This window comes from Rhabdothermincola sediminis (assembly GCF_014805525.1).
In the GTDB taxonomy this organism is placed as follows: Bacteria; Actinomycetota; Acidimicrobiia; order Acidimicrobiales; family Acidimicrobilacustridaceae; genus Rhabdothermincola; species Rhabdothermincola sediminis.
Window position 1 is genome coordinate 205,747 of the sequence record NZ_JACFSZ010000003.1, and the last position, 12,856, is coordinate 218,602.

Sequence of the window (12,856 nt, forward strand, 5' to 3'; positions counted from 1 at the left end):
TTCAGTCGTCGACGATCGAGATGGCCTGCTTGGGGCAGCGCTGCACCGCTTCCTCGATCTTCGGTCGCAGCTCCTCCGGCGGGTGCTCGTCGAGGATGTAGAGGAAATCGTCGTCTCGCACCTCGAACACCTCGGGCGCGATGCCCATGCACACGGCGTTGCTCTCACACAGATCGAAGTCGACCACCACTCGCATGGTCCGGTCTCCTCTCGCTCGCTCGGTCCTCACGGCCGGCTCCTCAGGCCTCGGCCCTCGCAACCCACCTCGCGGCTGCCATCTTGCCCCCAACCCGAACTGGCAGGTCAAACGCGTGCCCTGGCACGCGTTTGACCTGCCAGTTCGCCGAGGGGCGGGGCGCAAGCGACCGGCATCGCATTTCTGATGGGTCGTCAGATATGGTGGCCGGCCATGACCAGTCCCCGCCCACCGCTCGCCGGCGTCCGCATCATCGAGTGCTCCCTGCTCGGTCCGGCCGCCATCACCACCCACCTCGCCGACCTGGGCGCCGAGGTCGTCAAGGTCGAGTCACCCACCGGCGACTACGTCCGCGAGATGACCTGGCCCATCGTCGAAGGCACCTCGCTCATGCACCTACACATCAACCGCGGGAAGCGCAGCATCGTGCTGGACCTCAAGTCCGAGCCCGGGGCCGAGACCTTCCGGGACCTGGTGCGATCGGCAGACGCGGTGGTCGAAGCCATGCGCCCGGGGGTGCTCGACAAGCTGGGGCTGGGCTACGAGCGCCTGCTCGGGGTCAACCCCCGCATCGTGTTCTGCACCATCTCCGGCTACGGGATGACCGGTCCCTACAAGAACCTGCCCAGCCACGGCATCGCGTACGACACCTGGGCGGGCATCGTCGACCCTGCCTACGACGAGGACGGCTTCTGCTACATCCCCGACCACGTCTCGATCGGTATCAACGCCGCACCGCTGTACGGCGCGCTGGGCATCCTCGCGGGCATCCTGCGGGCCCGGGAGACCGGGGAGGGTTGCCGGATGGAGCTCGCGCAGTCCGACGCCGCGGCCGCGTTCGACTGGTACCGCTCCGAGACCTACAAGGCCTACGAGCGGCCCGAGTCGGAGGTCACCGGCAACAAGTCCGACAACTACGAGCGGCGGGCTCCGGGCATCGCGGGCATGCGTGGCGGGGTGCGCTACCAGCTCTACGAGAGCGCCGACGGGCACGTGCTGTTCATGGCATCCGAGCAGGTCTTCTGGAAGAACTTCTGCCAGGGCGTCGGCCGGATGGACCTGTTCGAGCGTTGGCCGGGGAGCCAGTACGCGGACCATGCCCGCCACAACCGCGAGCTCCAGGCGGAGCTGCGCGAGATCTTCAAGTCGAGGACCTCGGCCGAGTGGATCGCCTTCGCGGACGAGCACAACACCACCATCGCCCCCGTGAACACACCGCAGACCATCGCGCAGGACCCGCAGTTCCAGGACCGGCTCGGTTGGATCCCCCGCGAGGTGCTCGGCGCGGAGGAACTGCCGTTCCCCGTGAAGCTGGTCGGCGAGGAGCTCCCGGTCCCCACCAGGGCGCCCGAGCTCGGCGAACACAGCGATCAGGTGCTGCGCGAGCTGCTGGGCTACGACGACGACCGCATCGCCGCGCTGCGGGCCGCCGGCGCCTTCGGCTCCTGACACCCCCGAGGGCCCGGTGCTCCGGCCCCGCGTCGGCTCAGCTCGCCCATGTCGCCGGGCCCATCGGGGTGCCGGGGCACGGGATCATCAGCTCCTCCCGCCACCGGGTGGTGAACTCCCGGGCTCGCGCCCGCCAAGCAGTGATGCGCTCGTCGGCTGGAACCGAGCCCCCGCCGAACCCCGCGGCCGCGTCGGCCGCCTTGCCCATCTCGACGTGCGATCCGAGGTCGGTGGCCCACACGGTGCAGACCTCCGAGTCACCCATCAGCACCTCGAACAACCCGACCAGCACGTGCCCGTGATCGGCGGCGACCGGTGCCCACTCGTCGCGCACCGCCTCGAGGTAATCGAGCGCGGCGCCCGGACGGACCATCGTCAGCTCGTGCACGAACAGGGTGGCCGTGACCGGGTCGCGCTCGAGGTCGGCCAGCGTACGGGTGCCCGCCACGGCACCGAGCAGCCGATCGAAACCACCGGTTCGCCGCTCGTAGGCCTCTCGCCACCACTGGGCGAGCTCCTCGTTGGCTTCCCGGCGGAGGTTCGTGCTGCGACAGAGCCGTTCCCAGCCGTCCCAACCGTCCGCCATCTCCCAGATATTGACCACCTGCGGCCACCGGCCGGTGCTACCCATGACGTACCACGTGCCGTACAGCTCGAGCCCTCGGTCGGTGGTCTCGGAGCGGAAGGCGAGCACGCTGCGCTCCATGTAGGGCACGGCCTGCTCGCCGCGGATGTCGATCACCTCGTGCAGGTAGAGCGGTCGCACGGACGCCGACCCTAGATCGGGTCCGGCCACGGCGCGAACCGCTCGGCGGGCGGCTACCTTGCCGTGGGTGGAGATGCGTGCCAACCGGCCGGTCGAGCGGCGAACGGCGAAGATCCACGGCTACGACGTCGCCTACCGGATCTGCGGCGACCCGGCCGAGGACCGGCCGGTGCTGCTGCTCGTGCACGGCATGGCAGGCAGTGCCACCACATGGCGGTCGGTGATGCCGAGCCTCGGCCGCCACTACACCATCGTCGCCCCCGACCTGCTCGGGCACGGCACCTCGTCCAAGCCCCGCCACGACTACTCCCTCGGCAACTTCGCCAGCCTGTTGCGCGACCTGCTGATCGCTCTCGGGGTCGAGCGGGCGACCCTCGTGGGGCACTCGCTCGGTGGTGGAATCGTCATGCAGCTCGCCTACCAGCATCCCGAGCGTTGCGAGCGCTTGGTGCTGGTGTGCAGCGGTGGGTTGGGCAAGGAGGTCTCGTGGATCCTTCGAGCGCTGACCGTGCCCGGGTCGGAGTACGCCATGCCGGTCCTGTTCCCCGGGTTCGTGCGAGACCTGGGGAACACCGTGAGCCGCTGGCTGGGAGCGCGAGGCATCAGGGCACCGCACCTGGAGGAGGAGTGGCGCAGCTACGTCTCCCTCACCGAGCCAGACACCCGAGCCGCCTTCGTCCGCACGCTGCGCGCGGTCATCGACATCAGCGGGCAGACCGTCACGGCACACGACCGCCTCTACCTGGCCCGCCACGTGCCCACACTCATCATCTGGGGCGCGCACGACCGCATCATCCCGGTCTCGCACGCGCATGCCGCCCACGCCGCCCTGCCCGGTAGCCGGCTGGAGATCTTCGACCATGCCGGACACTTCCCCCACACGGAGCAGCCCCAGGAGTTCATCGACGTGCTTGGCGACTTCGTGGAGAGCACCGAGCCCATGCATCTCGAGCCCCGAGACTGGCACGCGCTGCTGACCGGCGGACCGCCTGCGGCAGAGCCCTGACAGCGCGACGGCCCCCACTACCCTGAGGTCCTCGTGGGCATGGCTGGGGAGTCCGACCGCGCCGTCGGAGCGAACGGCGCCGAGGTTCCCGCTCGCCGGCCCTCGCGATGGCGGATCGTCGCCCGGGTGGCCCTGCTCGCGGTCTCGGCCACGGTCCTCTACGGGTTGCTGCCACGCGTGCTCGCGGTCTTCGCCGAGGCACCCCGGCTCCTCGAGCTCAACCCGCTGTGGTTCGTGGCCGTGCTCGGCTTCGAGATCGCGAGCTTCACCTGCGTGTGGTGGTTGACGCGCATCGCGGTACCCGGGGTGAGCTGGTTCGTCGCGGCCACCTCGCAGCTGGTCGCCAACGCCGTCAGCCGGATCGTTCCCGGAGGGCCGGCCATCGGGACCGCGATCGGCTGGCGCATGCTCTCGGTGTCGGGGGTGGACCGCACCCAGGCCGGGGCCGCGATCGCCGCCACCTCCTTCATCTCGAACGGCGTGCTCTTCGCCCTCCCCCTGGTAGCGGTGATGGGCTCGATCTTCGGTGCGCCGGTGCCGCGCAGCCTCGCGCTGGTCGCCTGGGGAGGCGCGCTGGTGTTCGTGGTGCTGTTCGCCGCGGCGTTCCTCGTGGTGCGCTTCGACCGCCCTTTGCGGCTCGCGGGCACGGTCGTCGAGCGGGTCGGTCGCTGGGCCTACCTCCGCGTGGGCCGGCCGAATCCTCCCACCGCGGGTAGCCTCATCCGTCAGCGCGACCTGGTCGTCTCGGCGCTGGGCAGCCGCTGGGAGCAGGCTCTGGCCGCGGCGGTCGGGAACTGGCTCTTCGACTACCTGGCCCTGGTCGCGGCGCTCTACGCGGTGGGGGCGAGCCCGCATCTCAGCCTGGTGTTGCTGGCCTACGGTGCGGGTGCGGTCCTGGGGATGATCCCCATCACTCCTGGTGGGCTCGGCTTCGTGGAGGCCGGGCTCACCGCCATGCTGGCGCTGGCGGGAATCGGTGGCGAGCAGGCCCTGCTGGCGACGCTCGCCTACAGGGTCGCCTCCTACTGGCTCCCCCTACCGGCAGGGCTCGGGGCATGGATCGCCTTCCGGCATCGCTACGGCACACCCCCGGAAACGACCCCAGCCTGAGGCATGGGCCGGGACGAGAGCGGGTACGGGAGAGTCGGTTGACCGCTGAGACGGATTCGATCACGAGGGGAGGCGCCGTGAGTCGCATCACCGAGGTCGACACCGAGTTCGTGCGAGCCGCATCAGTCCTCCGTGAGCGGGCACAGAGCCTTCGGGGGCAGGCCCTGTTCCTGTCAGCGCCGCTGGCGAGCGCGTACCGGCGGCGGGCCAGCGAGCTGGAGCTCGAGGCTTGGCTCGCCGAGTTGCAAGCCGGCGTCCCCGACGAGGACATCCATCCCGCGGCGTGACCTGCCGACCGATCCCCCGCAGGAGCTCGTGGTCTCCCGTCAGCTTCTGCGTGCCGGGCGCCCGCCCGACCCCCGACGGGCGGGCGCCCTGCCCCGCCACGGCGATGTGCCGCTCCCCCACGGGTACCTCGCCGGCCGCCGGGCAGGAGTAGAACGCGTTCTAGTTCTCTCGGGAGGCGCCGTATACTGCCGGGATGCACACGCCGACGGGGGGGTTCCCGGCGACCGGGCCCGAGGGCATCGGCATCGTCGATACCATGCTCGGGATCCCCGAGGACGACCGCGAAGGCTGGTACGAGTTCCTGAAGCCGCAGCTGCGCGACCGTGAGAGCCTCGAGGAGTTCGAGTTCCCCGCGCAGTACATGTTCAAGGACGTCCCGGGCGGCCCCACCGGCGATCCGGTCGAGTGGACCCTCGCCCAGATGGATGCTCACGGGATCGACACGGCCCTCATCGGCTACAGCACCGAGGGACCGCAGGCCCGGGCCCTGAAGCAGCATCCGGACCGGTTCGTGGCCGCTGCCGCCATCGACCCCAACGAGGGCATGGACGGTGTCCGGGCCCTCAGGGACGCGATCGAGGTCGGTGGCGCCGTGGCCGCTCAGTGGTTCCCGGCCGGTAACCACCCACAGGTCCCGATCAACGACCGCCGGGTCTACCCCTTCTACGCCGCGTGCGTGGAGCTCGACATCCCGATCTTCGTGTGCGCGGGTGTGCCGGGGCCCCGGGTACCGATGCTCTGCCAGCACGTCGAGCTGATCGACGAGGTGTGCTGGTTCTTCCCGGAGCTGCGCTTCGTCATGCGCCACGGTGCCGAGCCCTGGGCGGAGCTGGCGGTGAAGCTCATGCTCAAGTGGCCGAACCTCTACTACTCCACCTCCGCCTTCGCCCCCCGCTACTACCCCAAGGCGATCATCGACTACGCCAACACCCGGGGCGCGGACAAGGTCCTCTACGCCGGCTACTTCCCGATGGGCCTCACCCTCGAGCGCATCATGGCGGAGCTGCGCGACGTTCCGCTGCGAGCCGAGGTCTGGCCGAACTTCCTCCGTGACAACGCGAGAAAGGTGCTGAAACTCGATGACTGATCCTCGCGAGCCCCGGGCATCGACCGGCACCGAGGCGGCGCGCACGCAGGGCCGCTACCCGTTCGACATGCCCTTCGGCTGGTTCCTGATGGCTTGGTCCCATGAGCTCCCGCGGGGCGCGGTGCTGCCTCGCTACTACCTCGGCAGGCATCTCGTGGTGTGGCGTGACGAGGATGGGCGTCCCCACGTCCAGGACGCCTTCTGCCCGCACCTGGGCGCGCACCTGGGCCACGGCGGCGTTGTCCGAGGCACGGAGATCGAGTGCCCGTTCCACGGCTGGCGCTTCAACGGTGAGGGCCGAAACACCTGCATCCCCTACAGCGAGCGCACGAACGCGAAGGGGACGGTGCACTCCTACCCGGTGGTGGAGCTGGCCGACCACTTCGTCATGGCCTGGTTCCACCCACTCGGCGAACCGCCCAAGTGGGAGCTGCGGCTGCCCGACGAGGCGACCAGCGACGAGTTCACGGACTGGCACACCGCCCACTTCACGGTCAACGCGGGCACCCAGGAGCTGGCGGAGAACACCGTCGACGGCCCTCACTTCCGCTACGTCCACCACACCGACACCGTGCCCGAGATCGAGTCGTATGACACCGACGGGTGGGTGGCCCGCACCCGCTCCGTCCAGCGCTTCCCCACCCCCCGAGGGGTCGTGGACGGCCGCATCGACATCGAGAACCAGGGCCCGGGCTTCGGCACCACCTGGTTCCGGGGGATCGTCGACACCCTGCTGGTGGGCACCACCACTCCCATCGACGCCGGCCACTGCCAGGTGCGGTTCAACTTCAAGGTCCGCAAGCTGGGTGACGAGCGGGCCACCTCCAGCGTGGGCCGGGCGTTCATCGAGGAGGTGTGCAAGCAGTTCGAGGAGGACCGGCCGATCTGGGAGAACAAGGCGTTCATCCCCCGACCCGCCCTGGCCGACGCCGACCCGCCCTACCTCACGTTCCGCAAGTGGTACGCGCAGTTCTACGTCGGCGGCTCGGACAGCACCCGGCAGAGCTGGCCCCCACCCCCACCGGCCGGTCCCGGGCAACCGGTGTACGTGAAACCCGCACCGACCGCCTCCCGCACGATCAGAGGCGACTGACCGGACGACCGCCCGGCCGATCTCCCAACAGGTCCTCGAACCTGGGGGCTTCCCGCAGGCGGCGGCGGTCGTCGATCAGCCCGAGCACCGCACCCGATCCCGCCATCACCACGAACACGGCACCAGCCGCGAAACCCACGCGGACTCGCGCCTCAGCCCGCTTGCTGCACGGGTCCTGCGCCCGCCGGGCGTCGTAGGTCGGGTCGTCGATCCCCGTCCGCTCCACTCGGTGGTTGCGCCCCCCACCGACGGCGAACAGCAGCGGCGAGCCGCACCGCTGCACACCGGGGTTCTCCACCGGCACGAAGAAGCACGCCAAGGCCACCACCAGCGGCACGAGCGAGGCGAGCAACAACCCCTTCCCCACGCCCCACACCGAGCGCCACCGACCGCTCATCGGGTCACTCCCCGCACCCTTCAGCTCCACGACCGGGGGACCGGCTCGCGGCACGGAGCATCGGACGCCTGCCGCGCCGATGCCACCAACTCGCCGAGCGCGTCGTGCATGGCATCGGTGATCCGGTGCGGATCGGGAAGCGTGTCAGGGCAGGCGAGGGTGCCCACGTACAAGCCGTCGAGGTAGCTCCACACCGTCACGTTCAGCCCGATGCCCTCCAAGATCGGCCCCACCGAGTAGATCTCCATCAGGTGGGCACCGGCGGTCCGCAACGGCCGGGAGGGCCCCGGCACGTTCGACACCACGAGGTTGATGGGGGGCGGGTGGCGGTCGGCGAGGTGACGACCGGAGTACTGGCGCACGACCCACGCGTAGGGCCGTGGTGGCGTGTACTGCACCCAGGAGGCGAACGTCTCCGGCCCGATGATGGCCTGCATGGCCTTGGCCTCAGCGGTCACCTCGTGGATCCGGAGCAGCCGCCGCACCGGATCCGGCTCGTCGGTGGCCAGAGAGGTGAACAGGTTCGAGACCCGGTTGCCCCCAAGCCGCCCGTCACCGCCCGCGTCGGTGCCCACCGGCACGCCGGCCACCAGCGGCCGGGACGGCAGCTCGCCACGCTCGGACAGGTACGCGCGCATCGCTCCCGCCACGACCGCGAGCACCACGTCGTTGAGGGTGACCCCGAACGCGGCCTTCACCGCTCTGGCGTCCTCCAAGGGGAGCCGGGTGGTGGCGAACGAGCGGCGGGAGGTCAACGCGGTGTTGAACGACGTGCGCGGCGTCGACAGGATCGGCACCGGAGTACTCACCACCGACCGGCGCCGGTGGCGGAGCACGGCGCGCAGGTTGGCGAGGGTGCGCACCAGCAGCCTGGGCAGCCGGGCGAGCTGGCGGAGGTGGTCGACGAACGCGTCCAACAGCAACCTCCCGCCACCGGGGAGCGGTGCGGGCCGCCACGCCTCCGTGGATCCGGCCAGCACCGTCTCGCCCTCACCGTCGTCGCCGTCCGCGAAGGACATCACGTTGGCCAGCAACGCGGAGGCGGCTGCACCGTCGGCCATGGCATGGTGGATCTTCACCAGCACCGCTAGCCGGCCGTCCTCCGAGCCTTCGATCACGTACATCTGCCACAGCGGGCGATCCCGCTCCAGCGGGTCGCCGGCGAGCTGCCCGATGGTGTCGTCGAGCTGGCGCCGGTTCCCCGGAGGCGGGAGGACGACCCGGCGCACGTGGTAGCCAAGGTCGAAGGCCGGATCGTCGACCCAGACCGGGTGGTGGAAGCCGAACGGCACCTCCAGCAGGCGTTGCCGGAATCCCGGCAGCAGCCCCAGCCGCGCCCCGATCTCCTCTCGCATGGCCTCGAACGGCAAGGGGGCTCCCGCGGGCGGCTCGAGGATGGCGACCTTGAGCGTGTGCATGTGGAGCGTGGGCGTCTCCATGTAGAGGAACCCCGCATCGAGCCCGCTCAGTCGCTGCATGCATCGCGGAGTATCGCGCCGGCCATCCCTGCCCGCTACGTTGCCCCCATGGCGCACCCGAACGACCGCTACCAGCTCGCCGACCCCGCGGGGGTCGGCCTCGACCCGGCCGCGCTCCATGCCCTGGTGGAGCGGGCCCACCGGGAGGTCGACGCCGGTCTGCTGCCGAGCTGTCAGCTCGCGCTGGCCCGCGAAGGTCGGCTGGCGCTGTTCACGGCCATCGGCTCGGCGACGAACGACAACCGCTACGTCATCTTCTCGGCCACCAAGGGCGTCATCGCTGGCGCCATCTGGCTGCTCATGACCGAAGGCGCCCTCGACGTGGGGACCAAGGTGGCCGAGATCGTCCCCCGTTTCGGCACCAACGGCAAGGACGTGATCACGGTCGAGCAACTGCTCCTCCACACCTCCGGGTTCCCCCAGGCCCCGATGCGGATCACCGAGGCCGCATCACGGGAGGCTCGCCTCGAGCGTTTCGAGCGCTGGCGGTTGAACTGGGAGCCCGGTACGCGCTTCGAGTATCACCCGCTCGCCGCGCACTGGGTGCTCGGGGAGGTGATCGAGGTGGTGAGTGGGCTCGACTACCGGGAGTTCGTGCACACCAGGCTCATGGAGCCGCTGGGCCTACGACGGTTCCGGCTAGGCGAGCCACCTGAGCGGCAAGCCGACATCACCACGCTGGTGGCTTCCGGCGAGCCCCCCACCCCCGAGGAGATCGAAGCGGCGATCGGCATCCCCGGCATCGACCTCGAGGCCCTCGTCGGTGAGGTGACCACCGACGCGCTCCTGGAGTTCAACGATCCCGCGGTCAGGGCGGTGGGCGCGCCGGGTGGCGGGGGCATCAGCACCGCCGCCGACATCGCCCTCTACTACCAGTCGCTGCTCCACAACGAGGCGGGGCTGTGGGACGGCGACCTGCTGCTCGACGCCGCTCGGCGGGTGCGCTGCGATCTCCCCGACCCCCTGCGGGCCATCCCCGCGCACCGCAGTCTCGGGATGATGGTGGCCGGCGAGGGCACCGTGGCGAGGATGCGCGGGTTCGGCTACGGCCTCTCCCCCGAGACCTTCGGCCACGACGGGGCGGGTGGCCAGATCGCCTGGGCCGACCCGGTGTCGGGCGTCTCGTTCTGCTACCTGACCAACGGACTCGACCGGAACGTGCTGCGGGAGGCGCGGCGCACCATCGGCCTGTCGAGCCGGGCGGCGGCCTGCCTGGCGAACTGAGCGGTCAACCCGTGCCGCCCACCCCGGCGGTGACGGTCGGTCTCGGGTAGGTCGGCGGCGGGGACTCGGGCGCCCACGGCCCGAGCGGCAGACCCAGGTCCTCGAGGTCGCTCGGCTCGCAACCGGGAGGCGCGTTCACGGGGTTGCAGCGTGCCGGGGTGCCCCCGGGGATCGACGCCACGTAGTCCGACCCCCAGCGCTCGGCCATGCCCGGCAGCGGGTAGTCGGTGCTGATCCACTGCGCGCCACTGGCCAGCGCGGCCTCGAGCTGGCTGCGATCCCCTGACGACGGCGTGGTGACCGGCGAGTCGGCCCGGGTGCGCACCACGTAGCCGGCTCGCACGAGTTCCTGGATCTGCGCCAGGTTCTCGCCCAGCGGGTCGTTGCGCTTGATGAACGCGGCATCCGGCTGGCCCGGCTCGGAGGGGGTGAACGCCACCCGCCCCTCCAGCGACGGATGGCCCTGCACGTACTCGTCGCGCTTGTTGTCGAGGAGGAACATCACCCGGCCGCGGACGTCGTCGAGCAGCGGCCACCGGCCGGCGAGCACCGCCTCCTCGAGCGTCGCCCGGTCGCCGCGCACGTCATCGGGGGTGATCAGCTCGCCGGGCTCGAACACCGAGCGGATCTCGGCATCGAGCGCGTCGAGCTCCGCCGGCCCGACCGGCACCGGGTTCGGCGGGTTCGGGAAGTCGACCGAGTCCTTCACCTCCACCAGGATGGCGATGGGCAGATGGCCCGGGTGCTCGCTCGACCAGGCCTTCACCTGCTCGAGGCAGCCCACGAAGGTCTCGCAGCGGGAGCGCTCGTCGACCTGCTCGATGTGGAACACCTTGAAGCCCGGGGTGCCGAGCGGCCGCCAGAGCGTGCCATCCGGGTCGGCGAACACGTCGAGCTCGATCTGGCGCACGCCCTGGGAGCTGAACTGCTCGGCGAGCGGCTCGTGGGTGTAGGCGAGCTCGATGGCGCTCGGGACCACCTGCAGGAAGCCCTGGAGCTGCTCCGGTGGGGGCTCGACGTGATAGCTGTTGTGCGAGCCGATCACCTGGATCTGGTTGAGCCTGATGGGTGGGACCTCACGGCTGGTGGCCGTGGATGCACCGTCGTTCGAGCCTGAGGAGCCCGAGGAGCACGCCGTCCCCGCGGCCAGGACGAGGGTGCAGATGATCGGGCCCAGAGCAGCCCGGAGCCGAGCGATCCGGACCGGACGGGGTGGGAAGTGGGAGGCCATGCCCCCGGAACGTACCCTCTCCCCTGGAGCGGTGATGGGTGAGCGCCCGCCGGGCGGTGTGCCAGCACCGGCTCAGGCTTCGGCCCGTTCGACCGGACTGGAGGTCCGATGCAGCGCCTCAGCGGGATGGACGCGTCCTTCCTCTACATGGAGACGCCCACCCATCACATGCACGTCGTCGGCGTGCTCATCCTCGATCCGTCGACGATGCAGGGCGGGTTCTCCGTGGCCCGGGTGCGCAAGCTCATCGAGGCCCGGATCCACCTGATGCCGATGCTGCGCCGCCGGCTGGTGCCGGTACCGCTGGGCTTGGACCACCCGCTGTGGATCGAGGACCCGGACTTCAACCTCGGCAGCCACATCACGCACCTGGCGGTGCCGCCACCGGGGTCGCTGCACGAGTTGGCCGAGGTGGTGGGCGACATCGCCAGCCGGCCGCTCGACCGGAGTAGACCGCTGTGGGAGATGCACGTGGTGGAGGGGCTGGAGGACGGTTCGGCGGCGCTGGTCACCAAGATGCACCACGCCACCATCGACGGCATCACCGGAGCTGACCTCATGGCCCACCTGCTCGACCTCGAGCCCGGCGCATCCGACCCGCCGCCGCCCGAGGAGCCCTGGGAGCCCGACCGCGTACCCAGCGACCTGACAGTGCTCGCGGGCGCGGTCGCCGACCGGGTCACGAACCCGCTGCGCGGGGTGCGGGCCCTGGTCCGTACCACCCGCTCGCTGGTGGACATGGGACGCAGCGTCCTGCCGTTCGGTGGCGACGGCCTCAGCCCGGCCCTGCCCTTCACCGGGCCGCGCACCCGCCTCAGCGCGCCCATCACGGGGAACCGGGCGGTGGCGTTCGGTCAAGCCGAGCTGGACGACTTCAAGCGCATCAAGTCGGCCTTCGGCACCACGGTCAACGATGTCGTGCTGGCGGCCACGGCCATGACCTTGCGACGCTGGTTGCTCGCCCACGACGACCTACCCGACCGGCCACTGGTGGCGGCGGTGCCGGTGTCGGTGCACGGTCAGGCCTCCGGCGGCGGGACCAACCAGGTGTCGAACATGTTCGTCCGCCTGCCGGTGGACCTGGACGATCCAGTCCGGCAGCTGGAGGCCATCCACGCCGAGACCAAGGACGCCAAGGCGGTGCACAACGCCATGGGCGCGGACCTCATCCAGGACCTGGCACAGATCACCCCGCCCGGCGTCTACAACCTGGCGCTGCGGCTGTACGCGCTCCCGCAGGTGGCCGGCACGCTGCCGCCCGTCCAGAACCTGGTGATCAGCAACGTGCCCGGTCCCCCGATCCCGCTGTACATCGCCGGTGCCCAGGTGAAGGGGATCTACCCGTTCGGTCCCTTGATCGAAGGATCGGGCATCAACCTCACCGTCCTGTCGAACATGGGGAACATGGACGTCGGGGTCATCGCCTGTCGGGACACGGTTCCCGACCTCTGGCAGGTCGTCGACGGCTTCACCGCGGCGGTGGCCGAGCTGCGCGACGCTGCCGAGCGCCTCACCGCCTGACCGGCTCCCC

13 protein-coding genes are annotated in these 12,856 nt (G+C 70.5%); 8 read left to right on the top strand and 5 right to left on the bottom strand.

The window, feature by feature from the left end; genetic code table 11:
- Position 1: 1 nt before the first annotated feature.
- Positions 2–196 (bottom strand): ferredoxin, encoded by a 195-nt coding sequence (locus HZF19_RS03830; protein ID WP_208027417.1) that lies wholly within the window; start codon positions 194–196, stop codon positions 2–4.
- 213 nt (positions 197–409) lie between these two features.
- Between HZF19_RS03830 and HZF19_RS03835 the strand changes: the two genes are divergently transcribed.
- Positions 410–1,645 carry a CaiB/BaiF CoA transferase family protein gene (locus HZF19_RS03835; protein WP_208027418.1) on the top strand — a complete coding sequence of 412 codons (1,236 nt, stop codon included), beginning with the start codon at positions 410–412 and terminating at the stop codon, positions 1,643–1,645.
- A 37-nt stretch (positions 1,646–1,682) separates the two neighbouring features.
- On the opposite strand, the gene HZF19_RS03840 is transcribed toward HZF19_RS03835, so the two are convergent.
- Positions 1,683–2,411, bottom strand: coding sequence for a hypothetical protein (locus HZF19_RS03840; protein ID WP_208027419.1), 729 nt, complete (start codon positions 2,409–2,411; stop codon positions 1,683–1,685).
- 73 nt (positions 2,412–2,484) lie between these two features.
- On the opposite strand from HZF19_RS03840, the gene HZF19_RS03845 reads away from it, so the two are divergent.
- From HZF19_RS03845 to HZF19_RS03865, 5 genes are all read left to right on the top strand, one after another.
- The gene (locus HZF19_RS03845) at positions 2,485–3,417 is read left to right on the top strand and encodes an alpha/beta fold hydrolase (protein ID WP_208027464.1); all 933 of its coding nucleotides are present in this window, start codon (positions 2,485–2,487) and stop codon (positions 3,415–3,417) included.
- Positions 3,418–3,456: 39 nt separating this feature from the next.
- The gene (locus HZF19_RS03850) at positions 3,457–4,527 is read left to right on the top strand and encodes a lysylphosphatidylglycerol synthase transmembrane domain-containing protein (RefSeq protein WP_208027420.1); all 1,071 of its coding nucleotides are present in this window, start codon (positions 3,457–3,459) and stop codon (positions 4,525–4,527) included.
- A 77-nt stretch (positions 4,528–4,604) separates the two neighbouring features.
- Entirely contained in the window at positions 4,605–4,814 is a 210-nt protein-coding gene (locus tag HZF19_RS03855) for a hypothetical protein (RefSeq protein WP_208027421.1), read from the top strand.
- Between the two features lie 194 nt (positions 4,815–5,008).
- Positions 5,009–5,902, top strand: coding sequence for an amidohydrolase family protein (locus tag HZF19_RS03860; RefSeq protein WP_208027422.1), 894 nt, complete (start codon positions 5,009–5,011; stop codon positions 5,900–5,902).
- Complete coding sequence (locus tag HZF19_RS03865; RefSeq protein ID WP_208027423.1) at positions 5,895–6,995, top strand: Rieske 2Fe-2S domain-containing protein; 1,101 nt, start codon at positions 5,895–5,897, stop codon at positions 6,993–6,995. Before HZF19_RS03860 ends, HZF19_RS03865 begins: the two co-directional genes overlap by 8 nt.
- On the opposite strand, the gene HZF19_RS03870 is transcribed toward HZF19_RS03865, so the two are convergent.
- Complete coding sequence (locus HZF19_RS03870; RefSeq protein ID WP_208027424.1) at positions 6,982–7,392, bottom strand: hypothetical protein; 411 nt, start codon at positions 7,390–7,392, stop codon at positions 6,982–6,984. The genes HZF19_RS03865 and HZF19_RS03870 overlap by 14 nt on opposite strands.
- Positions 7,393–7,412: 20 nt before the next feature.
- Positions 7,413–8,870, bottom strand: coding sequence for a WS/DGAT/MGAT family O-acyltransferase (locus tag HZF19_RS03875; RefSeq protein ID WP_208027425.1), 1,458 nt, complete (start codon positions 8,868–8,870; stop codon positions 7,413–7,415).
- Between the two features lie 48 nt (positions 8,871–8,918).
- Here HZF19_RS03875 and HZF19_RS03880 point away from each other — a divergent pair, with 48 nt between their 5' ends.
- Positions 8,919–10,094, top strand: a complete 1,176-nt coding sequence (locus tag HZF19_RS03880; protein WP_208027426.1) for a serine hydrolase domain-containing protein — start codon at positions 8,919–8,921, stop codon at positions 10,092–10,094.
- 4 nt (positions 10,095–10,098) lie between these two features.
- Here the strand turns inward: HZF19_RS03880 and HZF19_RS03885 are convergent, their stop codons facing one another.
- A complete protein-coding gene (locus HZF19_RS03885; RefSeq protein ID WP_208027427.1) occupies positions 10,099–11,325 on the bottom strand; it encodes a phosphatidylinositol-specific phospholipase C1-like protein in 1,227 nt (408 codons plus the stop codon).
- 108 nt (positions 11,326–11,433) lie between these two features.
- Here HZF19_RS03885 and HZF19_RS03890 point away from each other — a divergent pair, with 108 nt between their 5' ends.
- On the top strand, positions 11,434–12,846 hold the full coding sequence (locus HZF19_RS03890; protein WP_208027428.1) for a WS/DGAT/MGAT family O-acyltransferase: 1,413 nt from the start codon (positions 11,434–11,436) through the stop codon (positions 12,844–12,846).
- Positions 12,847–12,856: the final 10 nt, after the last annotated feature.